Annotated in this window: 26 protein-coding genes; 17 read left to right on the forward strand and 9 right to left on the reverse strand. The window is 50.0% G+C overall.

Annotated elements, in window-relative coordinates; genetic code table 11:
- Window positions 1-21 precede the first annotated feature (21 nt).
- Complete coding sequence (locus MJX74_RS19990; protein WP_240224776.1) at window positions 22-1,056, reverse strand: GGDEF domain-containing protein; 1,035 nt, start codon at window positions 1,054-1,056, stop codon at window positions 22-24.
- Between the two features lie 287 nt (window positions 1,057-1,343).
- Here MJX74_RS19990 and MJX74_RS19995 point away from each other — a divergent pair, with 287 nt between their 5' ends.
- Complete coding sequence (locus MJX74_RS19995) at window positions 1,344-3,089, forward strand: DUF885 domain-containing protein (RefSeq protein WP_240224777.1); 1,746 nt, start codon at window positions 1,344-1,346, stop codon at window positions 3,087-3,089.
- 45 nt (window positions 3,090-3,134) lie between these two features.
- Window positions 3,135-3,632 carry a hypothetical protein gene (locus tag MJX74_RS20000; RefSeq protein ID WP_240224778.1) on the forward strand — a complete coding sequence of 166 codons (498 nt, stop codon included), beginning with the start codon at window positions 3,135-3,137 and terminating at the stop codon, window positions 3,630-3,632.
- A gap of 8 nt (window positions 3,633-3,640) precedes the next feature.
- On the opposite strand, the gene MJX74_RS20005 is transcribed toward MJX74_RS20000, so the two are convergent.
- A complete protein-coding gene (locus tag MJX74_RS20005; RefSeq protein ID WP_068237514.1) occupies window positions 3,641-3,871 on the reverse strand; it encodes a hypothetical protein in 231 nt (76 codons plus the stop codon).
- 54 nt (window positions 3,872-3,925) lie between these two features.
- Entirely contained in the window at window positions 3,926-4,384 is a 459-nt protein-coding gene (locus MJX74_RS20010) for an EVE domain-containing protein (RefSeq protein ID WP_240224779.1), read from the reverse strand.
- Window positions 4,385-4,454: 70 nt separating this feature from the next.
- On the opposite strand from MJX74_RS20010, the gene tesB reads away from it, so the two are divergent.
- Window positions 4,455-5,324, forward strand: coding sequence for an acyl-CoA thioesterase II (gene tesB / locus MJX74_RS20015; protein ID WP_240224780.1), 870 nt, complete (start codon window positions 4,455-4,457; stop codon window positions 5,322-5,324).
- Here tesB and plsB read toward each other — a convergent pair.
- The gene (gene plsB, locus MJX74_RS20020; protein WP_240224781.1) at window positions 5,321-7,762 is read right to left on the reverse strand and encodes a glycerol-3-phosphate 1-O-acyltransferase PlsB; all 2,442 of its coding nucleotides are present in this window, start codon (window positions 7,760-7,762) and stop codon (window positions 5,321-5,323) included. The two genes, tesB and plsB, sit on opposite strands and share 4 nt — an antisense overlap.
- Before the next feature lie 135 nt (window positions 7,763-7,897).
- Here plsB and lexA point away from each other — a divergent pair, with 135 nt between their 5' ends.
- From lexA to MJX74_RS20045, 5 genes are all read left to right on the forward strand, one after another.
- Window positions 7,898-8,515 carry a transcriptional repressor LexA gene (lexA, locus tag MJX74_RS20025; RefSeq protein WP_240224782.1) on the forward strand — a complete coding sequence of 206 codons (618 nt, stop codon included), beginning with the start codon at window positions 7,898-7,900 and terminating at the stop codon, window positions 8,513-8,515.
- Window positions 8,516-8,822: 307 nt separating this feature from the next.
- The gene (gene coxB, locus MJX74_RS20030; protein WP_338052289.1) at window positions 8,823-9,965 is read left to right on the forward strand and encodes a cytochrome c oxidase subunit II; all 1,143 of its coding nucleotides are present in this window, start codon (window positions 8,823-8,825) and stop codon (window positions 9,963-9,965) included.
- Window positions 9,966-9,968: 3 nt separating this feature from the next.
- A complete protein-coding gene (gene ctaD, locus MJX74_RS20035; protein ID WP_240224783.1) occupies window positions 9,969-11,552 on the forward strand; it encodes a cytochrome c oxidase subunit I in 1,584 nt (527 codons plus the stop codon).
- A 9-nt stretch (window positions 11,553-11,561) separates the two neighbouring features.
- Window positions 11,562-12,122 carry a cytochrome c oxidase assembly protein gene (locus tag MJX74_RS20040; RefSeq protein WP_240224784.1) on the forward strand — a complete coding sequence of 187 codons (561 nt, stop codon included), beginning with the start codon at window positions 11,562-11,564 and terminating at the stop codon, window positions 12,120-12,122.
- Window position 12,123: 1 nt separating this feature from the next.
- Entirely contained in the window at window positions 12,124-13,002 is an 879-nt protein-coding gene (locus tag MJX74_RS20045; RefSeq protein WP_240224785.1) for a cytochrome c oxidase subunit 3, read from the forward strand.
- Between the two features lie 2 nt (window positions 13,003-13,004).
- On the opposite strand, the gene MJX74_RS20050 is transcribed toward MJX74_RS20045, so the two are convergent.
- The gene (locus tag MJX74_RS20050) at window positions 13,005-13,214 is read right to left on the reverse strand and encodes a DUF2909 domain-containing protein (RefSeq protein ID WP_215398926.1); all 210 of its coding nucleotides are present in this window, start codon (window positions 13,212-13,214) and stop codon (window positions 13,005-13,007) included.
- Window positions 13,215-13,240: 26 nt separating this feature from the next.
- On the opposite strand from MJX74_RS20050, the gene MJX74_RS20055 reads away from it, so the two are divergent.
- Genes MJX74_RS20055 through MJX74_RS20075 form a run of 5 tightly spaced genes read left to right on the forward strand, consistent with a single transcriptional unit; the run spans window position 13,241 to window position 17,032 of the window.
- Window positions 13,241-13,972, forward strand: a complete 732-nt coding sequence (locus MJX74_RS20055; RefSeq protein ID WP_240224786.1) for an SURF1 family protein — start codon at window positions 13,241-13,243, stop codon at window positions 13,970-13,972.
- On the forward strand, window positions 13,965-14,477 hold the full coding sequence (locus MJX74_RS20060; RefSeq protein ID WP_240224787.1) for a hypothetical protein: 513 nt from the start codon (window positions 13,965-13,967) through the stop codon (window positions 14,475-14,477). The genes MJX74_RS20055 and MJX74_RS20060 overlap by 8 nt, the downstream gene beginning before the upstream one ends.
- Window positions 14,478-14,491: 14 nt before the next feature.
- Window positions 14,492-15,493 carry a COX15/CtaA family protein gene (locus tag MJX74_RS20065; protein ID WP_240224788.1) on the forward strand — a complete coding sequence of 334 codons (1,002 nt, stop codon included), beginning with the start codon at window positions 14,492-14,494 and terminating at the stop codon, window positions 15,491-15,493.
- On the forward strand, window positions 15,490-16,401 hold the full coding sequence (gene cyoE, locus MJX74_RS20070) for a heme o synthase (protein ID WP_240224789.1): 912 nt from the start codon (window positions 15,490-15,492) through the stop codon (window positions 16,399-16,401). The genes MJX74_RS20065 and cyoE overlap by 4 nt, the downstream gene beginning before the upstream one ends.
- Entirely contained in the window at window positions 16,391-17,032 is a 642-nt protein-coding gene (locus MJX74_RS20075; protein WP_240224790.1) for an SCO family protein, read from the forward strand. Before cyoE ends, MJX74_RS20075 begins: the two co-directional genes overlap by 11 nt.
- On the opposite strand, the gene MJX74_RS20080 is transcribed toward MJX74_RS20075, so the two are convergent.
- Window positions 17,025-18,038, reverse strand: coding sequence for a polysaccharide deacetylase family protein (locus MJX74_RS20080; protein WP_240224791.1), 1,014 nt, complete (start codon window positions 18,036-18,038; stop codon window positions 17,025-17,027). The genes MJX74_RS20075 and MJX74_RS20080 overlap by 8 nt on opposite strands.
- 90 nt (window positions 18,039-18,128) lie before the next feature.
- Window positions 18,129-18,707 (reverse strand): Fe-S biogenesis protein NfuA, encoded by a 579-nt coding sequence (gene nfuA / locus MJX74_RS20085; protein ID WP_240224792.1) that lies wholly within the window; start codon window positions 18,705-18,707, stop codon window positions 18,129-18,131.
- 125 nt (window positions 18,708-18,832) lie between these two features.
- Between nfuA and MJX74_RS20090 the strand changes: the two genes are divergently transcribed.
- A complete protein-coding gene (locus MJX74_RS20090; RefSeq protein WP_240224793.1) occupies window positions 18,833-21,373 on the forward strand; it encodes a M14 family zinc carboxypeptidase in 2,541 nt (846 codons plus the stop codon).
- On the opposite strand, the gene MJX74_RS20095 is transcribed toward MJX74_RS20090, so the two are convergent.
- Window positions 21,370-22,095, reverse strand: a complete 726-nt coding sequence (locus MJX74_RS20095; protein ID WP_240224794.1) for a ComF family protein — start codon at window positions 22,093-22,095, stop codon at window positions 21,370-21,372. The two genes, MJX74_RS20090 and MJX74_RS20095, sit on opposite strands and share 4 nt — an antisense overlap.
- Before the next feature lie 34 nt (window positions 22,096-22,129).
- Here MJX74_RS20095 and bioH point away from each other — a divergent pair, with 34 nt between their 5' ends.
- The 3 genes from bioH to MJX74_RS20110 all read left to right on the forward strand — a co-directional run bounded on the left by bioH (window position 22,130) and on the right by MJX74_RS20110 (window position 24,199).
- Complete coding sequence (bioH, locus tag MJX74_RS20100) at window positions 22,130-22,906, forward strand: pimeloyl-ACP methyl ester esterase BioH (RefSeq protein ID WP_240224795.1); 777 nt, start codon at window positions 22,130-22,132, stop codon at window positions 22,904-22,906.
- A gap of 100 nt (window positions 22,907-23,006) precedes the next feature.
- On the forward strand, window positions 23,007-23,312 hold the full coding sequence (locus MJX74_RS20105; protein WP_240224796.1) for an excinuclease ATPase subunit: 306 nt from the start codon (window positions 23,007-23,009) through the stop codon (window positions 23,310-23,312).
- Window positions 23,313-23,317: 5 nt separating this feature from the next.
- Complete coding sequence (locus tag MJX74_RS20110; protein ID WP_240224797.1) at window positions 23,318-24,199, forward strand: putative metalloprotease CJM1_0395 family protein; 882 nt, start codon at window positions 23,318-23,320, stop codon at window positions 24,197-24,199.
- A 33-nt stretch (window positions 24,200-24,232) separates the two neighbouring features.
- Here MJX74_RS20110 and MJX74_RS20115 read toward each other — a convergent pair whose 3' ends face one another.
- A complete protein-coding gene (locus MJX74_RS20115) occupies window positions 24,233-26,551 on the reverse strand; it encodes a Tex family protein (RefSeq protein WP_240224798.1) in 2,319 nt (772 codons plus the stop codon).
- Window positions 26,552-26,569: the final 18 nt, after the last annotated feature.

Raw genomic sequence — 26,569 nt, forward strand, 5'->3', positions numbered from 1 at the left:
TATCTGTTGGCTTTTTAAAACCTAAGCGGGCAGTGCCAGCATGGTTTCACTGGCAACCTGATTACGGCCGCGTTGTTTGGCTAGCGTTAGTACGTCGGTGGTGCGTGCCAGAAACTGATACCAGTTTTCGCTGTGCTGGTATAAGGATACACCCAGTGAAATAGTCACTTTGGGTAAAGCTTTTTTGCTGCGGGCTGAGACAAAGCGCAGTTTTTCCACACCGCGACGAACTTGTTCTGCAATTTCACTGGCACTGCGCAAATCGACATCCGGCAACAGGATCAGGAACTCTTCTCCGCCAGCTCGCACCGGTAAACCACTGCTTTGTACATAACTGCTAATTTTGCGCGCTACTTTCGACAAAATAACGTCGCCAATAGCACTGCCATAATCCTGATTAAAGCGGCTGAAATGGTCCAGATCGATGGCGATAGCGGCAACACGCCGGCCAGGTTGCTCAGTAAACCATAACTCCAGTTGGTGCTGCATTGCTGAGCGGTTATATAAACCGGTTAGTGGATCAAGCTGGCGTTGTAGTTTAAGTTGCTCCAGTTCATGCCGTAACTGATGACTTTGTTGGTTGGCTTGTTCCAACTGCTGCTGCAACAGATACTGGCTGGAGCGGAACTCCTGGGTTTGTTGGCGCAGTTGTTCAACCGCTGAAAGAATATTTTCGCCATTTTGCTGTTGCTGCTGCAATTGCAGTAAGCTGAAGTCCAGTTGTTGCAGATAATCGCCAACCTGCTCAGCGGCGAGATCAGTGTAGCCTGTAAGGCGGCTGACAATGCCGGAAGCGTCTTGCAGCAATTGTTCCTGCTGCGGATTCGCCGGCGTCAGATAGCGGCTGTATAAATCCGCCATAATAAAATCGTCAAACGGAGTTTTTGCACTCAGCTTATGCTCAATTGCAGTGCACAGCGCAGCGTGATGACCGCTGATATAGTCATAGCACACGGCATAATTTACCGGATGAGCTGCAAGGCCGGCACGCTGTAAAAATACTTTTACCTGCGCGGCTTTCTCGCTGGCTTGTTCCAGTGAATCCTGATACTTCATAAGACCACGTATAACTCCGCTGACAGGCACCGGCTGGGCGTTACCTGAATTGTTAACGAATAAACCGTTAAGCCCATAGTACGCGATTCTATGTGACAGGCAACAGCTCTGTCAGACAAAAAAATACAGGCGTCGAATTTAACACCAGATTGACCGAATTATCGACACTCCGCCAGTCGTAATTTGGTAGTAAAAGCGGTAAAAAGCGGTTGTATTTAGTTTAGTTGCCTGCAATCGGTGAATAAAGTAGATACAATCGAAGCGTCTTTTTTGTGGGAATAACCAAAATGAAAACCACTGTAAATATTAAATCACTGTTTTTAGTTGGATTGTGTACAGTTTTGTTGTCGGCGTGTGCAACAACAGCACACAACAGCGATAAACAGTTTACCGAACTGGCACAGCAACTGTGGCAGGCACAACAAGAGTTAAATGAAACGGCACCGGGCGAGCTGATAGATATGTCGCCACAAGCCCTGGAACAGCGCCAACAACAACGGCTGCGTTGGCAGACCCGGCTGCAACAGGTTGATGTTAAAACGTTGTCTGAACAAAACCAGATTAACCATGCCATTTTAGCCTATCGTCTGGCTGATCAAATTGATGAATACCGCTATGGCGCGCACTTAATGCCGTTAACATCAGAATCCGGCTTTCATACCAATCTTGGCTTTATGGTACAGCGTGGTAGTTTTAAAACGCTGGCAGATTATCAACATTATCTGCAAAAGCTCGCTGCCATTCCCCGTTATATGCAACAACAAACCGACTGGATGAAGCAAGGTCTGGCCAAGGGCGTAACGCAACCTAAGGCTGTGCTTAAAGGCTTTGAGCAAAGCATTATTTCTTACGTTGTGCAGGACCCGAGCCAAAGTGTTTTTTATCAGCCATTTAGCCGTAAGCCCGCTTTTATAGGCGATACAGAGTGGCAACAACTTACCGCGCAGGCCGTTGAGCAGATTACACAAGCAGTAAATCCGGCGTATCAGGCATTTTATGATTTTATGGTTAATGAGTATCTGCCAGGCGCCAGAGATACTATTGCCGCCAGTGCTTTACCAGATGGCGCTGCGTTTTACCAAAACCGGCTGGAACATTACACCACGTTAAAGCTGACACCACAGCAGGTACACCAAACCGGCCTGGAAGAAGTAAAACGCATACGGGCACAAATGCAGCAGGTAATTGATCAATTGGGCTTTACCGGTAGTTTTGCTGAGTTTATCCAGTACTTGCGTACTGATCAGCAGTTTTATGCCAAAACACCCGATGAGCTGATGCGTTATGCCGCTTATCTGGCAAAAAAGGCCGATGCTGAACTACCAAAATTATTTAAAACTCTGCCGCGCACACCTTATGGCGTTGTGCCGGTGCCGGCAGAAATTGCCCCTAAATACACTACAGGGCGTTATTCGGGGCCAACCCGTGATGATCAGGCCGGTTTCTACTGGGTTAATACCTACGCACTGGACCGTCGGCCGTTATACGAGATGGAAGCACTGACATTGCACGAAGCTGTGCCAGGCCACCATTTGCAGATTGCGCTGGCACGTGAGCATGCAGAGTTACCCGATTACCGGCGCAGTTTTTATACCTCAGCTTTTGGTGAGGGCTGGGGTTTATATGCTGAATATCTGGGGCTGGAAATGGGTTTTTATCAGGAACCCTATAACAATTTTGGCCGTCTGACCTATGAGATGTGGCGGGCAGCACGGTTGGTGGTAGACACCGGCATGCATACCATGGGCTGGAGCCGTCAGCAGGCGATCGATTTCCTGGCTGAAAATACCGCGTTGTCCATGCACAACGTAACGACCGAAATAGACCGCTATATCAGTTGGCCAGCGCAGGCGCTGTCTTATAAGTTAGGTGAAATTACTATTAAGCAGCTGCGTGCAGAAGCAGAGCAAGCGCTTGGCGAGCGCTTTAATGTGCGTGAGTTCCATGACGTAGTGCTCAGTAATGGCAGTGTACCGCTGGCGGTGCTGGAGCAACAGGTGCGTGCCTACATTGCCCGGCAGCAAAAAGGCTAGCCATATCGCCTCGCAACAATTGATATAAACAGGACGTAAAGCCGTATGGTGTGGATGTTGTTGATAGGCGTGTTAGTTTTAGTGTTGCTGTATATATTGTGGCAGATGGAACTGATTGGCAAAACAAACAAAAGCCTGCAAGCTAAGCTGCAGCAACGTGAGCATGAACTGTTACGTCTGCAGCAGGCCGTGTTTCAACTGGCCGAGCAGCAAAAAATGCTGCTTGAGCAGCGGCTGGCTAAACTGGCTGTTGAGACGAGGCTCAGTAAGCCGGAACTGGCAGCGGTGCAATTGCTATGTCAGCTATTACCGTTGGTTACCCGAGAATCTTGTAACAAGGCTATATCGGCGCAACAAACTATAAAATTGTATTTACGCCAGCATAAAACGCTGGAGTTTGGTCAGCTTGAGTTGATGATGATCAAACATAGCCGTCTTACGGCGTTATGGCAGAACAATAGTCTGATGTCGTATTTGCAATTATGTACAGTTGCGGTGGCGTTGGCAGAGGAACAAACTCAGGCGCAGCTTAACAGCGCCTGAGTCTGCATTTAATGTCGTAGAATAACGCCGGGCTCGGTGTCTATCTGCCCTTCAATATCAATAGCAGCTATTTTGCCACCAGCTGTCAGCACCGCAAGGTTACCTTCGGCCATATGGCGAACGAACAGTAAATCATAACCAAATCGCTGTAACTCAGCGACAGAAAACTTTTGTGCCAGATTCAGATCTTCCCAGAAATAATGTATATCCTTATCCATCTGGCGCCGTTCGTGTGTCATATCAGGCTCCAACTACCAGGGACAACAGGTTTCATGTTACATCAGGTATGCGGATCAGCCAAGCTGCATTATGGTTTGCCATTGCGCTTCGTTAACCGGCATAACAGAAAGCCTGCTGCCTTTTTGTACAACAGGCAGCTCACTCAGCTTAGCGGAGCTTTTTAGTTTGTCCAGAGAAATTATCGCCGGCAGTTTGCGTTCAAATACCAGATCAACCGCTATCCAGCGCGGGTTGTCTGTTGAAGATTTACTGTCAAAATAAACACTTGCCGAATTAAACTGGCTGGGATCAGGGTAAGCTGGGCGCACAACTCTGGCAATGCCAGCTACTCCGATCAGTTTGCAACTGGAGTGGTAGATAAACACCTTGTCGCCTAGCTTCACACCGTCACGCAGCATATTACGCGCCTGATAATTACGTACACCTTCCCACACTATTGCTGTGTCTGGAGCATTGGCAAAATCATCAATACCGCATTCGGAAGGTTCTGTTTTAAATAACCAGTAGGCCATCTTTGCTGATCTCCGTAGTTTGCGGCAGAATATCATTATATTTTACCGCAACGGAACAGAAGGTGGGGCTATGAGTCAGGTATTACAGAATTTGTTGGCATTACTGAAACTGGAAACCATAGAGCAGGGCCTGTATCGGGGGCAAAGCCAGGATTTGGGTTTTAAAGCGGTATTCGGTGGCCAGGTGATGGGGCAGGCGTTATCTGCCGCAAAAGAAACCATGGCCGAAGAGCGCAAAGTACATTCGTTTCACTCTTACTTTTTGCGCCCGGGTGACGCTAGCAAGCCGATAGTATACGAGGTTGAAAATATTCGTGATGGTAAAAGTTTCAGCACCCGCCGGGTAAGTGCCATTCAGTTTGGTAAGCCGATATTTTATCTAACGGCGTCATTTCAGGCAGAAGAAAGCGGTTTTGAACACCAGGATCAGATGCCAACAGTACCGGGCCCGGAAGAGCTGGTATCCGATCTGGAATTTTATCAACAGCATGCCGAGCTTATTCCGGATAGTCTACGCAGTAAGTTTATCTGTGAAAAGCCGATTGAAATGCGCCCGGTAGATTTTCAAAACCCATTTAAAGCACAGATCAGCCCTGCTAAACGCTATGTCTGGTTTAAAGCTAATGGTGCTATGCCGGATGATTTACGTGTGCATAAATACTTGCTGGCGTATGCTTCGGATTTTAACTTTTTACCTACTGCACTGCAGCCGCATGGCAAGTCGTTTATGGCGCCTAACATGCAAGTGGCCACTATTGATCATGCCATGTGGTTTCATCAGGATTTCCGCTTCGACGACTGGTTGCTTTATGCCGTAGACAGCCCCAGTGCGTCAGGTGGCCGTGGGCTGGTTCGTGGCCAGTTTTTCAACCGCGCTGGCGTGCTGGTTGCTTCTACCATACAAGAGGGTGTTATCCGCGCTTACCCAACCAGCCGCTAAGACGCTCTGGTGGGGATAATGCTGTGGATACTTTGTAGCACTTCATTGCGCAGTAAATGGCTGATTGTGTCTTTTAGCTGATGCAGCTGCGCGGTGGCGCTGACGCGGCTTTGCTCATCGGTTTGAGTATAGCCGTTGTCTTTAAGTGCATTGAGCAGCGTACTGAACAGTTGTTTGTCGTAGTACTCCGGTGCAGTAATACCGTGCAGGCTTAACAGGCGCTGCGCCAGATCATGGCTGTGTTTTTCCAACTCTGCGCGGCTTTGCGCGCCCTGGTTTTCTATCAGCTGTAACACCATGGCATAGCGCTGCAAGGTGTGTTCGGCGTTATTTGCCAGCATACTCAGCATAAAATAACCGTTACTGTGTTGTGTCGGGGCTCGGTACTTTTCGCCGTCGTGCTCAACCAGCCCGCCGTCAATCAGGCTCTGCAATACACCGCTGCAATAAGTCTCGACCGAACTGATGTCGAGAAACAGCTCTTGTTGCAGCAGAGGATACAATTGCTGCACCACCGCATCCAACTGCTGACGGCTGATATCACGTTGATGCAGAATGCTGCTGGCAATAATGGCTGGCAGCATAAATAAATGCAGCACGTTGTTGCGGTAATAACTGAGTAATATCGCATTGTTGTCGGTCAGGCTGATTAACTGGCCGAAACTGTCACTGTGCTGCTGCACCTTTTGCAGGCTAAGCGCATGCTCGATTAACTGCCCGGCAGACTCTTGCGGCAGTGTCATCTGCCCATGGTAAGGTGCCGCCCGCTGCAGTGCCAGATAGAAGTCAATTTGCTGTTCCAGTTCAGTACGCGTTAGTGTGTGTTTGTCTGTTGCCAGTAAGCACAGGGCTATCAGATTGATGCTGTTTAGCGCTGCAGCCTGATTAATACGCTGCATCATGTTGTCAGCCAGCTGCGCAACCACCGGGTTTAGCCAGTGTGGTTTTTGCACTTCCAGCGCGTCTATATCCTGTTTCCAGTCTGGTACGTGCTGGTTCAGATAGTTATTCAATGTTACAGGTTCGCCAAAGTTGACATAGCCATAGCCGTAATCACGCAGTTTACGGATGGCTTTTATCACGCCCCAGGCCGATTCCTTCTGCTTGCCGGAGCCTTTTAATTCGCGCAGGTAAGTGTTCACTTCCATCACATGCTCGTAACCCAGATAAACCGGTACCAGCGTTACCGGCCGCTCTATACCGCGCAACATAGATTGCAACGTCATTGCCAGCATGCCGGTTTTCGGTTGCAGTAAGCGGCCTGTGCGGCTACGTCCGCCTTCGGTGTAATATTTAATGGAATAGCCTTTGCTGAACAGCTGGCATAAATATTCACGAAATACCGCAGAATACAGTTTATTGCCGCTGAAACTACGCCGGATAAAAAATGCGCCACCGCGGCGGAATATGGTGCCGGCAGGCCAGAAATTCAGGTTAATACCGGCAGCAATATGCGGGGGGGCCAGCCCTTGCTGATAAATAACATAGCTTAACAGCAGGTAATCCATATGGCTGCGATGGCAGGGAATATAGACAATTTCATGGCCTTTTTGTGCCAGGTCACGCAGCATGTCAGCATTATTTACTTTGATGCCGGTGTAGAGTTTATGCCATAACCAGCGCAGCACTCTGTCTCCTACGCGTAGCGTCGAAGCCCGGTAGTCGGCGGCAATTTCCAGTAGTAGCTTACGCGCTTCCTGCCGGGCGGCCTTTACCGGTATGCGCTTGGCTTTGGCTTCATCATCAATGGCTTTTTTCAGCGCGGGAGCCGCCAGCAAAGCATTAAACAACTGTGGGCGGTTAACCAGCTTAGGCCCGTTTGCAGCCAGGCGCTGGCGATAAAAATGAAAGCGCGACATACGCAGCAGCTTGTGTGCGGTTTGCTCTTCGCTGCCAAACTGCGCCGCCATTTGCTGTAGCGACACCGGACGGCTAAAACGCACCAGGCTATGGCGGCCGGATACCAGCACAATTAACAGTTTTGCCAGCCAGTTAGGCGCATGTGCTTCGCCTATCAGGCCTTTAATGCTGTTTTCCTTACCCGGTGCCCGGCCCCACAATAGTGATACGGGTATTAACTGGGCGTTTAATGCGGGATCAGCCAGATGGGCTTGTAGCAATGCCTGGCCTTGAGCTAAAGCCGTGGTTTTGCCGCGTTTAAATAGCAGAGTATGCGGTTTTTCAAGAAATAAGGTACGGGGATGGATGCTGCCGTTCAGGCTGACATTGTCATTCGGATCCGGCAGGGCCAGTTTGTCACAAATACGTCTTATTGCCGCCAGATCTGCGGCAGACTCAGTAGTGCAGATATAAAACAGCGGGCGGCTGGTATCCAGCGCCAGCTCGGCAACCGGTTGCTCCGGAACGACTTTGTACTTAAGCAACGGCCACATCGGCCATTTTAACAAGGTAGCAAACAACTTAACTGGCCGAAACATACCTGACCCCCTGGAAAAAAGGCGCTTAGCATAACATGGAAGCGTTAGCTGGAAAATTGCAGGCGTTAGCCCACGCTTGCATTTGCACTTTGGCTGTATATACTGACAGTATTCACTGTACAGGTAACCAGCACTATGAGACCTCTGACACCAAGACAGGCAGAAATTCTGCAATTGATAAAAACCTATCAGCAAGACAGCGGCATGCCACCGACCCGGGCAGAAATTGCCCAGCAGTTAGGCTTTAAGTCGGCAAATGCGGCTGAAGAGCACTTAAAGGCGCTGGCAAAAAAGGGCGTAATTGAAATGATGCCAGGTACGTCCCGTGGCATTCGTTTGGTAGACACCGACGAGCCGGAACAACTGGGCTTGCCGCTGATTGGTAAAGTGGCAGCAGGCCAGCCAATACTGGCAACAGAGCATGTGCAGGATTATTATCAGGTAGATGCCAGCCTGTTTAAACCTCATGCTGATTTTCTGCTACGGGTGCAGGGCATGAGTATGCAGGATATTGGTATTCTGGACGGTGACTTGCTGGCTGTGCATAAAACAGCTCAGGCGCAGCCTGGCCAGGTTATTGTGGCGCGTGTTGATGAAGAAGTTACCGTAAAACGGTTTCAACGCGACGGCAATACCGTATTACTGCAACCGGAAAATAAAAATTTTGATGTGATTAAAGTAGACTTACGTGCTCAGCATTTTGCCGTTGAAGGCTTGGCTGTAGGCGTTATCCGTAACGGCAGTTGGTTATAATTTGTACTAACCTCAATAAGTTATTTGTTAACGAGCGCTGGTATGACCACTAAGGTTTGCCGGCGCTTTTGTTATTTAGGGGTTTACACTGAGGCCGATTTGGATAATTCTTAGGCTGAAACTGATTAAAAAATAACAACAGGGTCAGTTTTTGGTTTCAGCGCTAGCCCCGAAACCACGGTTAATAATAACAATAATAAACTGATGAAACTTCATACATGGGTTCGGTGTGGGTGGGTAAGAACCGTGTAGTACTGTGTACTTAGTTTCTGCAGTTTGCTTTGCAAAATGACAGAGGAGAAGTCCAGTGACGAAAACGCGTAGTCTTCGTTGGTCGCTGCCAACCCTGCTTTTAGCTGCAACAGTTGATGCAACCGATATGCCCTTGAATATGACCAAGGGCGTAACAGAAATCAGTCAGCAGGTATATGACTTGCATATGACCATTTTCTGGATTTGTTGTGTAATTGGTGCAGTGGTGTTCGGGATCATGTTCTGGTCTATCGTTCGCCATCGAAAAGCGCGGGGTGTGCAGCCTGCCCAATTCCATGAAAGCACCAAAGTAGAAATACTCTGGACCGCTATACCGGTATTAATTCTGATCGTTATGGCCATTCCGGCCACCAAAACACTTATTGCAATGGAAGACACCACAGAGGCAGACGTCACTGTGTTAGTTACCGGCTCGCAGTGGAAATGGCACTATAAATACCTCGATAACGATGTTGAATTTTACTCTTTGTTGGCCACGCCCAAAGAGCAAATTATCAACAGGTTTGCTAAAGGAGATAACTACCTGCTGGAAGTTGACCGGCCGCTGGTGATCCCCACCGGCAAAAAAGTGCGTTTTCTGATGACCTCTGATGATGTGATCCACTCCTGGTGGGTACCCGCCTTCGCTGTTAAAAAAGATGCCAACCCCGGCTTTATTAACGAAGCCTGGGCCCGGGTAGATGAGCCCGGTGTTTATCGCGGCCAGTGCGCTGAGCTATGCGGTAAAGATCACGGTTTTATGCCCATAGTAGTGATTGCCAAGAGCCCGGCTGACTATGAGCAGTGGGTGAATGGCGAAGCTGAGCGGATTGCAAAAGCAAAAGCTGAAGAGCAAGAACTCCTGGCAATGAACATGAGTATGGAAGAGCTGATGAGCGTAGGTGAGCGCACTTATACCGCCTATTGTGCAGCTTGCCACCAACCTAATGGTGAAGGTTTACCAGGCATTTTCCCTGCGCTTAAAGGCAGCGCTTTGGCGCTGGAGAATATACCCGGCCATATTGATATTGTGCTTAACGGAAAGACCGGTACTGCCATGCAAGCGTATGCCAAACAGCTGAGTTTAAAAGAAATTGCTGCAGTAATTACCTACGAGCGTAATGCCTGGGGCAACAATACCGGCGAACTGGTGCAAGCCGCTGATGTGCACGCAGTGATGCAAGGTAAAGGGGAATAACCAATGAGTGCAGTAGTAACAGATCATGAGCACGAGCATCATGACCATAAACCCGCCGGCATAAAGCGCTGGTTATATACCACCAATCATAAAGACATCGGCACCATGTATCTGGTGTTTGCGCTGATTATGTTTTTTATCGGCGGTGCTATGGCGATGGTGATCCGCGCTGAGTTGTTTCAACCCGGAATGCAGTTTGTTGAACCTAACTTTTTTAACCAGATGACCACAGTACATGGCCTGATCATGGTATTTGGTGCGGTAATGCCGGCCTTTACCGGACTGGCAAACTGGATGATACCGATGATGATTGGTGCTCCGGATATGGCATTGCCGCGGATGAATAACTGGAGTTTCTGGATCCTGCCGTTTGCGTTTTTAATCCTGCTGATGTCGCTGTTTATGCCGGGCGGCGGACCCAGTTTCGGCTGGACTTTCTACGCACCGTTATCAACCACCTATAGCGGCGACAGTACGGCGTTGTTTGTGTTTTCAGTGCACATTATGGGTATCTCGTCCATCATGGGTGCCATTAACGTTATCGTGACCATCTTTAACCTGCGTGCACCGGGCATGACCTGGATGAAAATGCCATTGTTTGTCTGGACCTGGCTGATTACCGCCTTCCTGCTGATTATGGTCATGCCGGTGTTAGCGGGTGTGGTGACGATGGTTCTGACCGATAAATACTTTGGTACCAGTTTCTTTGATGCTGCCGGTGGCGGCGACCCGGTGCTGTTTCAGCATATTTTCTGGTTTTTCGGCCATCCTGAAGTGTACATTATGATTTTACCGGCCTTCGGTATCGTCTCCAGCATAGTGCCCACTTTTGCCCGCAAACCGCTGTTTGGCTATGCCTCTATGGTGTATGCCACCTCCAGTATTGCGCTGCTGTCATTCCTGGTCTGGGCGCACCATATGTTTACCACTGGTATGCCGGTAGCGGGGGCGTTGTTCTTTATGTATTGCACCATGCTGATAGCCGTGCCGACCGGGGTAAAAGTATTTAACTGGGTGGCGACTATGTGGCGCGGTGCCATGACGTTTGAAGTGCCAATGATGTTTGCACTGGCGTTTATCGTGCTGTTTACCATTGGCGGATTCTCCGGCCTGATGTTGGCGATTACTCCGGCCGATTTCCAGTACCACGATACCTATTTTGTCGTAGCGCATTTCCACTATGTGCTGGTAACCGGAGCAGTGTTCTCGATTATTGCTGCGGCCTACTATTGGTTGCCCAAGTGGACCGGGCATATGTATGACGAGAAGCTTGGGCAATGGCATTTCTGGTGCTCACTGATCTCGGTAAACATGCTGTTTTTCCCGATGCACTTTGTCGGCCTGGCAGGCATGCCGCGGCGTATCCCGGATTATGCGCTGCAGTTTGCTGATTTTAATGCCTTTATCAGTATTGGTGGCTTTCTGTTTGGCGCCTCGCAGCTGATTTTCGTCTGGGTGCTGGTCAAATGTGCCCGAGGTGGTAAAAAAGCGACAGCGCAGGTATGGGAAGGTGCCGAAGGTTTGGAGTGGGAAGTACCCTCTCCCGCGCCATACCACACCTTTGAAACGCCACCGGTAATTAAGTAGGAGCGCTTTATGGCACTAAAACATAAATCGTTAACCTTTAAGCTGGCTGTAATAGCGTTGGCGATGTTTGGTTTTGGTTTTGCGCTGGTGCCGTTATATGACGTGTTCTGCGATCTGACCGGCTTAAATGGTAAAACCGCTGTCACAGCAGCCAGTGCAGATGCGGCACTGATTGATACCAGCCGTGAAGTGGTGATTGAGTTTATTGCCCGGCCAAACAAAGAAATGCCCTGGGTGTTTAAGCCAGAAGTACGCCGTATGACGGTGCACCCCGGTGAGATTCATATTATGAATTATCTGGCGGAAAACCCAACGGGGCGCATGATTGTTGGCCAGGCGGTACCATCAGTATCACCCGGTCAGGCCGCGTTGTACTTTCATAAAATAGAGTGTTTTTGCTTTACCCAGCAGCAGTTAGCGGGCGGTAAAAACATGCTGATGCCGTTACAGTTTTATGTCGACCCGGCACTACCCAGTCAGTTTTCCACCATTACGCTGTCGTATACGTTGTATGACGTAACCAGTGCCTGGACCGGTGATGCTGCTGCGTCGTCACAACTTGGGGAATAACATGAGTAAAACTTACGAAAAATATTATGTTCCCGCCCAAAGCCCATGGCCGATAGTCGGGGCTGTGGCGCTGTTTTTAATTGCCTTTGGCGCAGGTAACTATGTTAATGAAGTAACCAGGCAACAACCGGGTTTTGGCGGCTATATGCTGGCAGCGGGCTTTGTTGTACTGATTTTTATGCTGTTTGGCTGGTTTAAAAACGTTATTGATGAATCGATGAGTGGTTTATACAGTGCGCAGATGGACCGCTCATTCCGCCAGGGTATGAGCTGGTTTATTGTCTCTGAAGTCATGTTTTTTATGGCGTTCTTCGGGGCCTTGTTCTACGGCCGGGTAATAGCACTGGACTGGCTTAGCGGTGGCAGTAATAACGCCATGACGTTTGAAATTTTGTGGCCAAGCTTTGAAGCGATGTGGCCGCTAGTGAAAACACCGGGTGGCATTGAAACACAGGCTATGCCTGCTACCGGCTTACCGCTGATTAATACCGCTATTCTGGTTATTTCCTCTGTTACGCTGCATTTTGCCCACACCGGGCTGGAGCAGAATAAACGCGGCCAGTTAAAAATAATGTTATTGGTAACTTTATTGCTGGGTGCAACTTTCCTTGGTTTACAGGTGTATGAGTATATCCATGCTTACCGTGATTTGGGGTTAACACTGGCATCTGGTTTTTACGGTAATACGTTCTTTTTGCTGACAGGCTTTCACGGTATGCATGTCACGCTGGGGGCCATTATTTTGCTGTTTGTATTTTTCCGGGTACTGAAAGGCCATTTCACGCCAGAAAAACACTTCGCGTTTCAGGCGGCGGCCTGGTATTGGCACTTTGTTGATGTGGTATGGCTGTGCCTGTATGTATTTGTCTATGTGATCTGATGCTAGTAAGGCCTGGGGTTTTGGTCTAAAAACCCCAGCGCCTGCGCGATAAAAATCAGTATCAGCACCAGGGCAGAAAACATGACACGGCGACCAAGATAACGGGACATTTTCACCTCTGGCTGAGGTTGTCGCAGCATCACCAGCCCTGCACGCACCAGATTAGCAATAATAAAAAGTAGTAGCGCTATGATAATAATTTTAAGCAACATCAGTCACATTCTCCGGGGTAGGTTTTATGCGCGTTAAGCTGGCTAACCAGGTTTTCGCACTTAATACGCTGTGGGTCATCCTCACTTTGACGGCTTTTGCCATTTTAATCAACTTGTCCTGGTGGCAGTTAAGCCGTGCCGGTGAAAAAACCGAGCAACTTGCACGGTTGGCGCAATTACAGGCAGATGGGGCTATCGCACCTGCGGATTTAGCCTTGCTGGCGGCTACCGATATTGACGGAGTGCCGCTAAAAGGCCAGGCCAGTTGGCTGGCGCCTTATATCTGGTTGCTGGACAACCAGATTGTTAACGGCAGAGTGGGGTACGATGTAATAGTTCCGGTGCAAGCGGCGGGTATGGCCCGGCCATTGCTGGTCAATCTGGGTTGGATGGCTGGGGCGGACAGCCGTGAAACACTGCCGCAACTTGAGATTGCCAATGAGTTTGTGCTGGACGGTTTACTGCGTACCAAGGTAGATGGCCTGATGTTGCTGGGCCAGAATGCTGAAGATCATGGCCAGTGGCCGATGCGGATCCAGCAGATAGATTATGCCGCTCTGGCACAGCAAAGCGGCCATGATCTTTATCCGGCGTTGCTGTACCAACAAGATGCCAGTGATTTTATACCGCATTATCAGCCAGTTGTATTATCACCAGAGAAACATCGTGGCTATGCACTGCAGTGGTTTTTACTGGCCGTTGCCGTAGTGGGTGTAGCTTTGGCGGCCAGCCATCAGGGGAAAGCAAAACATGAATAAGAAAAAATTTCTGCTGTTATTTGTCTTGTGTTGCGCGCTGCCATTGCTGGCTGCCAAGCTGGTGCTGGAATTTGGCTGGTTTAATCGTGGTGTTTCCAGTAACGGCGAGTGGCAGCAAACTGAAGTATTTCTGTTAAGCAAAACTAATGTTAAAGCACATTGGCGGCTGGCTGTTGCGCCGAAAGCCGAGTGCGATAAGCCGTGTCAGCAGGCGTTATTTACCATCCAGCAACTTTATGTCGGGTTAGGGCGCAAGCAGGTGCAAGTTGAACCTGTGCTGATAAGTGAATATAGCGTGCCAAAAGATTACACAACCTTTAGCCGTCACAGCGCTTTGCAGCCTGTGCCCGCAGCGTTACAGGGCCGTATTTTGCTGATCGACCAGCAAGGATTGGTACTGCTGAGTTATCCGGTACCGCTGATGCAAACTGAACTGGCCGGTACAGCCAGAGCTATCCGGCAGGATTTACTTAAGCTGCTTAACTATGATCGGACTAGCGTATGAGACCGGACCAGCGTATGAAAACACAACAATGGCTGGCGACCATCGCCATTTTTTTTACCATGGGCGTTATTTTGCTGGGTGCTTATACCCGGCTGACAGATGCCGGGCTTGGCTGCCCGGACTGGCCCGGTTGTTATGGTTTTTTAAAGGTACCCAAGCAGGAGCATCATATTGCGGCGGCAATGGAAGCATTTCCAGAGCGGCCACTTGAGCCGCATAAAGCCTGGAATGAAATGGTACACCGGTATTTTGCCGGCAGCCTGGGGCTGTTAATCGCGGCAATATTCTTTGTCGCTTTGCTGCGCAAACAAAGTAGCAGGTTAATACCCACTGCCTTGCTGGCACTGGTGGTGTTTCAGGCAGCGCTTGGCATGTGGACAGTAACACTGAATTTACTGCCGCTAGTGGTAATGGGGCATTTACTGGGCGGTTTTACACTACTAAGCCTGCTGGCGGTGTACTGGCTAAAACTGCACCCCAACTACCAGGTGTATGAACCACAGCTGGTATCACTAAAACCCTTTGCCATAATTGCGGTTGCTGTGCTGACAGTGCAGATAGCACTGGGCGGCTGGACCGCAGCAAATTATGCCGCACTGGCCTGTATAGAATTACCGGTATGCGAAGCGGGCTGGCTGCAGCGCATGAATATCAGTGAAGCGTTTGATTTACACTTGGGGCATGACGACTACGAGTACGGAGTGATGTCGGCGGAAGCCCGTCAGACAGTGCATGTGTTCCACCGGTTTGGCGCTGTTATAACTTTAATTGTGTTGTCGGCTTTTCTGCTACAGCTGTGGCGTCGGGTTAACAGCACGGTATTAAAGCGGCTTACTTTAGCCGCAGCAGGGTTGTTACTGCTACAGCTTAGTTTGGGTGTGCTTAATGTGGCGCTGCATTTACCGCTGGCTAACGCGGTAGCGCACAACTTTGTTGCTGCTAACTTATTAATGTTGCTGGTAATAATATGTATGCAACTGCGAACAGCTAACACTACCGGCAAGGAGAGCTTATGACAGCTATTACACGTTCACGCGCTGGCATCAACCGGGCACGCGACTATCTGGAACTGACTAAACCTAAAGTAGTGGCTTTGCTGGTGCTGACAGCCTGGGTTGGGATGATGCTGGCAGTGCCAGGCTTGCCAGATTTAACCACCTTACTGGCCGCCACGCTGGGTATTGGTTTGCTATCTGCCGCCGCTGCAGCGATAAACCACGTGGTAGACAAACGCATTGATGCGCAGATGGCCCGCACATACAGCCGGCCTGTGGCTAAAGGCCGTGTCAGTGCCACTGAAGCTACCGCCTTTGCATTTAGCCTGGCGCTTATTGGTTTTGTGCTGCTGTATCTGGCGGTAAATGCGTTAACGGCCTGGTTAACGCTGGCCAGCTTGTTTGGCTATGCCGTGGTGTACACTATGTTTTTAAAGCGCGCTACACCACAGAATATCGTTATTGGCGGTTTGGCTGGCGCTATGCCGCCACTGCTAGGCTGGACAGCCATAACGGGCGAGATCCACAGCCATGCGTTGTTGCTGGTGATGATTATTTTTGCCTGGACACCACCGCATTTCTGGGCGCTGGCGATTCACCGGCGTGATGATTATGCCAAAGTGAATATGCCGATGTTGCCGGTAACGCATGGCATTGAATTTACCAAAAGTGTGATCTGTCTCTATACGGTGTTGTTGTTTATTGTCTGTTTAATGCCTTACCTGGTAGGTATGAGTGGCGCTATTTATCTGGTAGGCAGTGCCGCGCTAAACCTGCGTTTTATGCAGTACGCCTGGAAGCTGAAATTTAATGCCGATGCCGGTACTGCCATGGCAACCTTTAAGTTTTCTATTGTCCATCTGATGGTATTATTTCTGCTGTTATTAGTAGACCACTACTTTAAGGTATCGCCAATCTATGTTTCGTAATCTGATTTATGTTCTGCTTGTTGTCGCGGCAATGGTTGCCGGTGTGCTGTTGTATCAGTTTTCGCAGGCAAGCGCCGAGCCAGAGGCGGCCTTGGTTTACCCGCAGCCAAGAGCCCTGGCAGACTTTACGCTGACCGACCAGCATGGTGAAACAGTAAACCGCGAGCGTTTGTATAATCAATGGACGCTGGCTTTTGTCGGTTACACCTACTGCCCGGATATTTGCCCGTTAACCCTGGCTAAACTGGCTGGTGTGCAGCCCGATTTAGCGGCAATGGTAAAGCAACCGCTTAAAGTATGGTTTATTTCTGTGGACCCTAACCGGGACACCACCGAGCAGCTAAATAATTATGTCAGCTATTTTGAGCAGGCTAATGTGCTGGGTATGACAGCAGGCCATGATCAACTATTCCCTTTTGTACGCCAGCTTGGGCTGATGTACGCACTAAGCAGCACAACACAGGAAGACTATCTGGTAGATCACAGTGCGTCTGTGGCACTGATAAACCCGCAGGGGCAACTGGTTGCCATGTTTAAACCGCCAATGCAGGTGGGGGAGCTGCCGGTTATAAACGCCGAGCAGCTATTGGCAGATTTTCCGTTAGTGCTTAACAAGCTTAACGCTAATTAAGCCACGGCTGGGAATACCAGTAAAAATAGCCTTTATTGCTCAGAGATGGCGCGGTGCAGTTATAACGGCTGCGGCCGCGGTTCAACGCTTTGCTGGCGGTAACAGTAAAAGTACTATCGTCCAGCCACTGCGGTTGCAGTACTTCACTACCGGCAAAACATTGTAGTTGGTTGCGGTTAAAGTCGTCTGTTTGCAGTGACAATTTAAGCTGCGGCGGGTTTGCACTGATCACCGGGTTAACGCCATGGTAATCGGTAATGTTAAACGCCAGTGTGCGCAGCTTTTGCGCTAAATCTTTTAAATCAGCATACTGGCCGGCCGCCGGATAACGCGGAATACGAGTTAATACGGTATGGTTGCCAATAGCGCCGGATTGCTGGCCAATGCCAATAAAACCCAGTTCGGTAACTAACTGTTCCAGTTCACGGCTGTATTCGCCATAAGGATACGCCAGCCATTGATGGCGCTGGCCGGTTACCTGCTCAATTTTATCTTCTGCTGCCAGAATGCTTTGCTTCATCCGTTCACGCCACTGCGACTGGCTTTCACCGGCTTCGGGCCTGGCCATATGCTCATGCCGCATCGCATGGTTTGCTACCAGTACACCGTCGTCTGACATCTGTTTTACCTGCTGCCAGTTCAGCAAAGGGCCGTCGCCTTTGTCTATGCTGCCTGGGCTGATAAAAATAGTGTAGGGATAACCAAATTCCTGCAGGATAGGGTGCGCCGTGGTGAAGTTGTTTTCGTAGCTGTCGTCAAAGGTGATCACCACGCTGTTAGGTGCCACCGGTTCGCCCTTTTGTAACTGAGCGATAAGCACATCAAGACCTATAACCTGAAAGTTGTTATCTTTAAAGTGCTGCAAATGGCCGCGCAATTCATCAGCAGTAACACTGCTGACACGCGGAGTATCGCTGGCTACATGATGATAAATCAGCATTACGGCGGCCTGTGCCGGTAATGTCAGGCTAAACAGCAATGCAACAACACAAATAAAATTTTTCATAGGCAGGGCACCCGCTTGTGCTATAAAACGAAGCCGTTTTATAGCACAAGCGGGTGCTAAACGCAGCTTTAGTCAGGTAAGCGGCAGGTATCAGTAGTAAGAGTGTTCGCCACGCTGGTGCTCGGTAATGTCACGCACGCCGTTCAGCTCACCGCTAAAGCGGTTGAGCAGCTCTTTTTCGATACCTTCTTTCAGTGTTAAGTCCACTTGTGAGCAGCCATTACAACCGCCACCGAACTGCAAAATGGCTACGCCGTCTTTGGTCAGCTCCATTACGCTTACTCTACCGCCATGGTTTGCCAGTTGCGGGTTAATTTCGCTGTCGATAACGTACTGTACCCGCTCCATTAATGAGGCATCACCACTCACCTTGCGTACTTTGGCGTTTGGCGCTTTTAATGTCAGCTGCGAACCCATTTGATCGGTAACAAAATCAATATCGGCATCCACTAAGAACGGCTGGCTTTCAGCGTCCACTACAGCATCAAAGCCATTAAAATTCAGGGTTAAGTCGGTGTCTTCTACTGCGTCTGGTGGGCAGTAAGATACGCCGCACTCCGCTTGTGCCGTGCCTGGATTAACCACAAACACTCTGATATTCGTGCCGGCCGGTTGCTTTGACAGCAGCTTGGCAAAGTGCAGCTGTGCCTGTTCTGAAATCGTGATCATAATAGTACCTGACTAAATTACTAGGTTAATGGCTATGATACTCCTCCTGTTTCTTTGAAGCCAGCCCCGCTTGAGTTTTGCCGCCTGATCTGGCTAACTTAGCCGCAGCCAAAAGGATATCATTTATGAAATATTACATTACCCTGAGCGCTTTTTTGCTCAGTTTTTACAGTGCCGCAGCTACTACATATGTGCCAGCGGTGACAGATTCAACCCTGCCAACACCACAACAGGTGCTGGGGTTTCAGGTTGGCGAATGGCATGCGCGCCATGATCAGATCCAGCGTTACTTTGAACGATTGGCTGCGGCATCAGGCCGGGCCCAACTGGAAGTAATCGGGTATACCCACGAGCAGCGGCCATTGCTACAGATGATCATATCTTCTGAACAAAATCTGCAGCGGCTGGATCAAATCCGCCAGCAACATATTGCTGCCGCCCGCCGGGGCGAAGAACTTAACAGCGATGCTCCGGTGATTATCTGGCTGGGCTACAGTGTGCATGGCAATGAACCCAGCGGCGCTAATGCGGCGGTTTTGCTGGCGCAATATCTGGCAGCTTCTGACAATGAAGAAGTACGCAACTGGCTGAATAATGCCGTTATTCTGCTGCAACCAACGCTAAATCCGGACGGCCATGACCGCTTTGCCATATGGGCCAATATGCATAAGGGAGCGGCACCGGTAGCCGATCCGCAGCATCGGGAACATAACGAGCCGTGGCCAAATGGCCGGCCCAACCATTATTGGTTTGACTTAAACCGCGACTGGTTATTGCTGCAGCACCCGGAAAGCCGTGCACGTATTGCTCAGTACCAGCAATGGCTGCCCAACGTGGTGGGCGACTATCATGAAATGGGCACCAACAGCAGTTACTTCTTTCAGCCGGGTATTCCCAGCCGTAATTATCCGCTAACGCCTAAGCGTAACTTTGAACTGACCAAGGCGCTGGCAAAATATCATGCTGCAGCTTTAGATCAGGCACAGCAGTTATATTATACCGAAGAAAGTTTTGATGACTTTTATGTTGGTAAAGGCTCAACCTATCCTGATATTCAGGGCAGTGTCGGCATTTTATTTGAGCAAGCCAGCAGCCGCGGCCATTTACAAGACAGTATTAACGGCCCGCTAAGTTTCAGTGCCACTATCCAAAACCAGCTGACGACTTCTTTATCCACTATCCGTGGCGCGGTAGACAACCGCAGTGCGCTGTTGTCTTATCAGCGGGAGTTTTACAAATCTGCGCAGCAACAAGCGAAAAACAGTAAAGTGAAAGGCTATATGCTGACCGAAAGTGCTGATCAAACAAGGTTGGCAGCACTGCTGGACGTATTGCAGCGCCATCATGTAGAGGTATATCAGTTAAACCGCGACTGGCAGGATGAAAGCGAAAAATACCCGGCGTTAAATAGCTACTATGTGCCACTGCAGCAGCCACAGTACCGGTTGATCAAAGCGATGTTCAGCACAGAGAAAAATTTTCCGGATAACACCTTTTATGATGTTTCCGCCTGGACCTTGCCCTATGCCTACAACATCAGCTTTGATAGTGTAAACCGTGAACCGGCACAATCTAACCTTACAGAAACCTGGCAAACCCGCCCGGCTGCGCCAGCGTCGCTGCCTGTTGGGGCTTATGCCTATGCGTTTAGCTGGCAGGATCAACAGGCTCCGCTATTATTGCAGGCTTTGCTGGCTGAAAAGCTGGTGGTGCGCTCCGCCATGGCAGACTTTACTGCAAGAAGCGGCAATAACGAAGTAAGCCTGTCAGCCGGTACTATGGTGATAGCCGCAGGCTTACAACAGCAAGCCGACTGGTTTGACCGTTTGCAACGCGTACAGCAGCGTTTTACGTTACCGGTGCAGGCAATCAGCTCTGGTTTAACACCGCAAGGCAGTGATTTGGGCAGCAATAATTTTGCAGTGATTAGTATGCCAAAAGTACTACTGATAGCAGGGCCAGGTATTAGTTCTACCGAGGCCGGTGAAGCCTGGTATAACCTGGAGCGGCTGGCGGGAGTATCGCCATCAATTGCCGAACCACAGCAGTTAAAGCAACTGGATCTAACCCGCTATACCCATATAGTGCTGCCCGATGGTAACTACAATGGCTGGAATGATGCAGACGTAAACCGGTTAAAGCAATGGCTGGAAAATGGTGGCGTGTTGTGGGGCCACAAACGCGGTGCTGCCTGGCTGGCTAAGGCGGGCTTACTCAACGCGGGTGTCTGGCAGGGCGAGGAAATGAGCAGCCTGATCCCAAGCCATGATCTGAGCTATAAAGACAAAGAGTCACTGGCGGGTAAACAACGTATTGCCGGCGCTATTTATCAGGCTGAGCTGGATTTAAGCCACCCGCTAACATTTGGTTTTACCCGCTCTACAGTGCCGGTATTTAAAAACAGTACTTTACTGCTGCAGCCATCAGCATTCCCATTTGTTAATGTCGCACTTTACAGCACCACACCACAACTGGCAGGTTACACTGCGGCAGAGTATGTACCCCGCATCAGCCAGAGTGCGGTGTTATTGGCGCACAATGTTGGCAAAGGGCGGGTTATCGCCATGACTGATAACCCGGTATTTCGCGGGTATTTTTATGGCTCAAGCCGCTTGTTGGTAAATGCGCTGTACTTAGGTAGTAGTTTCAGCACTGTGGTAAATTAGTCTGCCAGCGTTACCGCTACTGTCCACAGGCTGATGTGCATAGCGCCATGGCGGCGTAACAGACGGCATAGTTCATTGGCCGTGGCGCCTGTGGTAATAACGTCATCTACCAGCGCCAGGTATGCCGGCACAGCGGATTGTGGCGGCAGGGTAAAAGCATGGCGTAAGTTGGCCTGGCGTTGCTTGCGGCTTAATCCAACCTGCGCCTGCTGCCTGCCAGTGCGTTGTAACAGCGGCAACAGCGGTATATCCAGCACTTTTGCTGCTATTTGTGCCAGTAACTCTGCCTGGTTAAAACCGCGTTTGCGTTGCCTGGCCCGGTGCATAGGCACATAAACAATCGCTTCGGGTAGTTGATGGCATTGTGCTTTGTATTGTGTCAGTACAGCAGCAAACTGCTGTTGCAGTAGCTCTCCGGCGCCATAATCCTGCTGAAACTTCCAGCGTTGCAGCCAGTGCTGATAGGGCTGGCGGTAGTAACTAACACTCAGCAGGGCGTCAAACCTTGGTTTTTTCAGGCCTCTTGCTACCTGCGGCAGCCACAGCAAATTAAAATGGCAAAGCTGATACGGCAGCTGCGGCAATGCTTCCTGGCAGCAGCGGCAAAGCTGGCAGCTTGAACCATGCACCGGTAAACTACACCACAGGCAAGGCGAGGGCAGTAACAGGTGCCACAAGTGGCCGAACTGAGATAAAAGCTGGCTTAGCAAATTAAATTCCATTTAAATTTACAATTTTGTAACTATGGCAGAGAAAATGACTTCAGACAAACCGGTATTGGTGTTGTTACATGGTTGGGGAGTAAACCAGGGCGTCTGGCAAAGTGTGGCACAGCAACTGGAAGGCCAACCGGAAGACCAACCGGAAGGCAAAGTGCAGTTGCTGACCCCGGATTTACCCGGCTTTGGCTTATGCCGTGAATATCCACAGCCTTATCAGCTTGATGCCGTAGTGGATATACTGGCTGCACAGATCCCGGCGCAAAGCTATGTTTGCGGGTGGTCGTTAGGTGGCCTGCTAGCGATTGCACTGGCACACCGTTATCCGCACAAAGTAAAGCAGTTGGGGTTAATTGCTGCATCGCCTTGTTTTCTGGCACAACACAACTGGCCCGGTATGGCAGAGACGATTATGCAGCAGTTCGCCCGTTCGTTAAGTGAAAACCTGCCACTGACAATAGAGCGCTTTTTAGCCATTCAGGCGATGGGCAGCAGCACTGCCCGCGCTGACATTAAAGTACTGAAACAAGCCATAATGGCTTACCCGATGGCCGACGCTAATGCAGTAGAGGGCGCCTTGCAGTTGCTCAAAGCTGATTTACGCACTGAGTTTGCTGCATTAACCCAGCCTGTCAGTGGTTTTTTTGGCCGGCTCGATTCATTAGTACCGGTAAAAGTAACTGATTTACTGCAGCAGTTGCAGCCACAAGGGCGGTTTAGCATAGCCGCGCACGCATCGCATGCGCCGTTTATTTCGCATCAGGACGAATTTATGCACTGGCTCAGGCAGTGGCTAAGCCCGGCTTTTAACTAAGCGGCGTGTTCGCAGCTAAACCCTTTTTGCGCTGGCTTTCTTTTTAGTTCGTTTTGGTCAATAATTAACCACTGTCAAATAATGTTGCAGGAGTTGTATCATGGACATTCAATCCGCGTTGTATTCTGGTGTGCAGGGTTTTCAGCGTGCCAGTGCTGGTGTCACGGATGCGACAATTGATATTAACCGCCAAACCCGCGCCAACCAGCTAAATGAAACCGAGCAAGCCGTTACACCAACCCAGACTGCAGAGCAGCCGCGCCAGTTGCAAACGGCAGAACAACCAGGCTCATTAACCAGCAGCTTAGTGCAGTTGGGGCAGGAAGAGCGTAACGCCCAGGCTAATGTAAAAAGTATTCAAACCGCCGATGAGGTGTTGGGTACAGTGATTGATATCCGGGTCTGAGCAGCATGCTGGTCTCAAATTATCCTAATGTCAGTATTAACACCGCCAATCCGCCAACGGAGATGGCGCGGCGTGATGCTGTGCGGCGGGATTTATTTGAACCGGTAAAAGAAACGGCAAAACCGGGTACTGAAAAACCGGTTGCTACTGATGAAAAAGCCCGGCCTGGCAACAATGGCGGAGCGCAGGTTAATCTGTACGATGCCAGCGGCAAAGAAACAGAAACGCAGCAGGCCATAGATGGCCGTGGCGAAAAGTCGGATAACCAGCAAGACGAGAAAGGCGAGCAGGCGCCAAAGCAACAAGCCGAGCAGCAGGAACAACAAGAAGTTCAGGAGCTTAAAGCCCGGGATCAGGAAGTAAAAACCCACGAGCAGGCTCATGCAGCAGTTGGCGGCCGTTACGCTGGTGCGCCCAGCTACTCTTACGAACTAGGCCCTGATGGTAAGCAGTATGCTGTGGGTGGAGAAGTGCAAATAGACATTTCGCCAATACCCGGCGACCCGCAAACAACAGTACAAAAAATGCAGCAGGTGCGCGCTGCTGCATTAGCTCCGGCAGAGCCTTCGGCAGCAGACAGACGCATTGCGGCAGAAGCTGCCCAGCGGCAAATTCAGGCGCAGGCCGAACTTGTTAAACAAAATTCAGTCACGGGGCAAAATAGCGACACAGAACAAACAGCAACCCGTTCCGGCTTTGCCGAGCAGGTCGCACAAACTGATATCAGCTACAGTGTGTCAGATAACAACGGCGGTAGCGCCGTGGTGTATCCGCAACGCGATACGCTGGCCAGCTCAGCCCAAATGCAACTTCGGCGCAGTGTTATCGCCGGGTTTTATCAAACGGCGACAGAGCCGCAAGTCAAACAATCTCTGCAACAGGTTTAGCGGGTATAGCACACGCCATACCCGATCGTTTTATTACTTCTTCAGTTTGGCGAAGGCTTCAGCAAAAGCATTACCCATTACTGCGTTATTGTCTGCTGGTTTAGTCTGGCGGGGTGCTGCTGCTTTATTGTGTTGTGGGCGTGCCGCGGTTTTATCGGCGGCTTTATCTGTATTTCTGGGCGCCGCTTGTTCGTCCATTCGCATAGTAAGAGCAATGCGTTTGCGTTCAATATCTACTTCCAGCACTTTTACTTTTACCACGTCACCGGCTTTTACCACCTGATGCGGATCACTGACAAATTTATCGGTCAGCGACGAGATATGCACCAAGCCATCCTGATGCACGCCAATATCGACAAAGGCACCAAAGTTAGTCACGTTAGTTACCACACCTTCAAGCAACATGCCGTCTTTCAGATCTTTTAACGTTTCGACACCGTCTTTAAAGCTGGCGGTTTTAAACTCCGGGCGCGGATCGCGGCCGGGTTTGTCCAGTTCTTTTAAAATATCGCTAATGGTTGGCACACCAAAATGCTCGTCGGCAAAGGCTTTGGCATCAATGCTTTTTAAGAAGCTGCTATTACCAATAATCTGCTCAACCGATTTTTGATGAGCACTGATAATTTTTTCAACCAGCGGATAGGCTTCAGGGTGCACAGATGACGCATCCAGCGGGTTTTTGCCGTTGTTAATCCGCAAAAAGCCTGCCGCCTGTTCATAAGCCTTTGGCCCCAACCGTGGCACTTTTAGCAGCTCTTTACGCTCGTTAAAGCGGCCGTTGCTGTCGCGGTAGAACACAATATTTTGTGCCAGGGTTTTATTTAACCCCGCCACACGGGCCAGCAGTGGCACAGACGCTGTGTTTAAATCAACGCCGACCGCGTTTACGCAGTCTTCTACTACGCCATCGAGAGATTTAGTCAGCAGGCTCTGGTTTACGTCGTGCTGGTACTGGCCAACACCAATGGCTTTGGGTTCAATTTTTACCAGTTCTGCCAATGGGTCTTGCAGACGACGGCCGATAGACACTGCGCCACGCAGCGATACATCTAAATCCGGAAACTCGAGCGCGGCCAGTTCAGAGGCGGAATATATTGACGCGCCGGCTTCTGACACCATGATTTTTTGCAGTTTTTGTGCCGGCAGCGCTTTTAATACATCGGCGGCCAATTTGTCGGTTTCACGCGATGCAGTGCCGTTGCCAATGGCAATCAGCTCTATCTTATGCTGCTGACACAGTGCGACCAGAGTACGCACCGATTTATCCCACATATTTTGTGGTGCATGCGGAAATATGGTGGTTTGGCTAAGCAACTTGCCGGTTTCATCAATGGCGGTTACTTTAACGCCGGTACGCAGGCCCGGGTCCAGCGCCAGTGTATTGCGCATCCCGGCCGGTGCTGCCATTAGCAGGTCTTTCAGGTTGCGGGCAAACACTTTAATGGCTTCTTCTTCGGCCTTTTCACGCAATTCACTTAGCAGATCATTTTCTAAATGCAGGTGCAGTTTTACTTTCCAGGTCCATTGCACTGCAGTGCGTAAAAACGCATCTGCAGCGCGGCCTTCATCTTTAATATTAAAGTGGCTGGCCACCATTTGCTCGCACAGGCTGTGGGCAGTTTCTTCATTGGCATCGGGCACTAACTGCAGTTGCAGCACACCTTCGTTACGGCCGCGGAACATGGCCAGCGCCCGGTGCGAGGGCGTGGTTTTCCAGCTTTCTGTATGCGCAAAGTAATCACGGAATTTAGCGCCTTCTTTCTCTTTTGCCGCCACCAGAGTGCTTTTTAGTACCGCATGTTGTGCCAGGTGCTGGCGCAAGCGGGCCAGCAGGTTCGCATCTTCAGCAAAGCGCTCCATCAGAATATATTTGGCACCATCAAGTACGGCTTTTACATCGGCAAACGCGGCTTCGGCATTAATATAGGCTGCAGCTTCTGTTTCCGGGGTCAGGCCGGGGTTCGCCATTAACGCGTCGGCCAGAGGGGCAATGCCGGCTTCAATCGCAATCTGGCCTTTGGTGCGGCGTTTGGCTTTATACGGCAGATATAAATCTTCCAGCCGGGTTTTATTGTCGGCTGACAGTATGTCTTGTTTTAACTCAGCGGTTAATTTGCCTTGTTCGTCTATGGTTTTTAAGATCACCTGACGGCGCTCTTCCAGCTCGCGCAAGTAAGTTAAACGCTGTTCCAGATGCCGCAATTGCGTATCGTCCAAACCGCCGGTCACTTCTTTGCGGTAACGGGCAATAAAAGGTACGGTGGCGCCTTCTTCCAACAACGCGATAGTCGCGGAAACTTGCTCTGGGCGGGCGGCAATTTCTGCTGCAATTTGTTTAACAATCATAGGCATAAACAAAAAATTCCTGAT

It is taken from the genome of Rheinheimera hassiensis (assembly GCF_022436675.1).
Classification (GTDB): domain Bacteria; phylum Pseudomonadota; class Gammaproteobacteria; order Enterobacterales; family Alteromonadaceae; genus Alishewanella; species Alishewanella hassiensis.

Coding starts and splice junctions, on each gene's coding strand:
- MJX74_RS20000 (WP_240224778.1), top strand. CDS start 3,135: ATGGTGTGGATGTTGTTGATAGGCGTGTTAGTTTTAGTGTTGCTGTAT.
- MJX74_RS20055 (WP_240224786.1), top strand. CDS start 13,241: ATGCGCGTTAAGCTGGCTAACCAGGTTTTCGCACTTAATACGCTGTGG.
- MJX74_RS20050 (WP_215398926.1), bottom strand. CDS start 13,214: ATGTTGCTTAAAATTATTATCATAGCGCTACTACTTTTTATTATTGCT.
- MJX74_RS20060 (WP_240224787.1), top strand. CDS start 13,965: ATGAATAAGAAAAAATTTCTGCTGTTATTTGTCTTGTGTTGCGCGCTG.
- nfuA (WP_240224792.1), bottom strand. CDS start 18,707: ATGATCACGATTTCAGAACAGGCACAGCTGCACTTTGCCAAGCTGCTG.
- MJX74_RS20065 (WP_240224788.1), top strand. CDS start 14,492: ATGAAAACACAACAATGGCTGGCGACCATCGCCATTTTTTTTACCATG.
- MJX74_RS20080 (WP_240224791.1), bottom strand. CDS start 18,038: ATGAAAAATTTTATTTGTGTTGTTGCATTGCTGTTTAGCCTGACATTA.
- lexA (WP_240224782.1), top strand. CDS start 7,898: ATGAGACCTCTGACACCAAGACAGGCAGAAATTCTGCAATTGATAAAA.
- MJX74_RS20005 (WP_068237514.1), bottom strand. CDS start 3,871: ATGACACACGAACGGCGCCAGATGGATAAGGATATACATTATTTCTGG.
- MJX74_RS20115 (WP_240224798.1), bottom strand. CDS start 26,551: ATGCCTATGATTGTTAAACAAATTGCAGCAGAAATTGCCGCCCGCCCA.
- MJX74_RS20105 (WP_240224796.1), top strand. CDS start 23,007: ATGGACATTCAATCCGCGTTGTATTCTGGTGTGCAGGGTTTTCAGCGT.
- cyoE (WP_240224789.1), top strand. CDS start 15,490: ATGACAGCTATTACACGTTCACGCGCTGGCATCAACCGGGCACGCGAC.
- MJX74_RS20040 (WP_240224784.1), top strand. CDS start 11,562: ATGGCACTAAAACATAAATCGTTAACCTTTAAGCTGGCTGTAATAGCG.
- bioH (WP_240224795.1), top strand. CDS start 22,130: ATGACTTCAGACAAACCGGTATTGGTGTTGTTACATGGTTGGGGAGTA.
- plsB (WP_240224781.1), bottom strand. CDS start 7,762: ATGTTTCGGCCAGTTAAGTTGTTTGCTACCTTGTTAAAATGGCCGATG.
- MJX74_RS20095 (WP_240224794.1), bottom strand. CDS start 22,095: ATGGAATTTAATTTGCTAAGCCAGCTTTTATCTCAGTTCGGCCACTTG.
- MJX74_RS19995 (WP_240224777.1), top strand. CDS start 1,344: ATGAAAACCACTGTAAATATTAAATCACTGTTTTTAGTTGGATTGTGT.
- ctaD (WP_240224783.1), top strand. CDS start 9,969: ATGAGTGCAGTAGTAACAGATCATGAGCACGAGCATCATGACCATAAA.
- MJX74_RS20075 (WP_240224790.1), top strand. CDS start 16,391: ATGTTTCGTAATCTGATTTATGTTCTGCTTGTTGTCGCGGCAATGGTT.
- tesB (WP_240224780.1), top strand. CDS start 4,455: ATGAGTCAGGTATTACAGAATTTGTTGGCATTACTGAAACTGGAAACC.
- MJX74_RS20045 (WP_240224785.1), top strand. CDS start 12,124: ATGAGTAAAACTTACGAAAAATATTATGTTCCCGCCCAAAGCCCATGG.
- MJX74_RS20010 (WP_240224779.1), bottom strand. CDS start 4,384: ATGGCCTACTGGTTATTTAAAACAGAACCTTCCGAATGCGGTATTGAT.
- MJX74_RS20090 (WP_240224793.1), top strand. CDS start 18,833: ATGAAATATTACATTACCCTGAGCGCTTTTTTGCTCAGTTTTTACAGT.
- MJX74_RS20110 (WP_240224797.1), top strand. CDS start 23,318: ATGCTGGTCTCAAATTATCCTAATGTCAGTATTAACACCGCCAATCCG.
- MJX74_RS19990 (WP_240224776.1), bottom strand. CDS start 1,056: ATGAAGTATCAGGATTCACTGGAACAAGCCAGCGAGAAAGCCGCGCAG.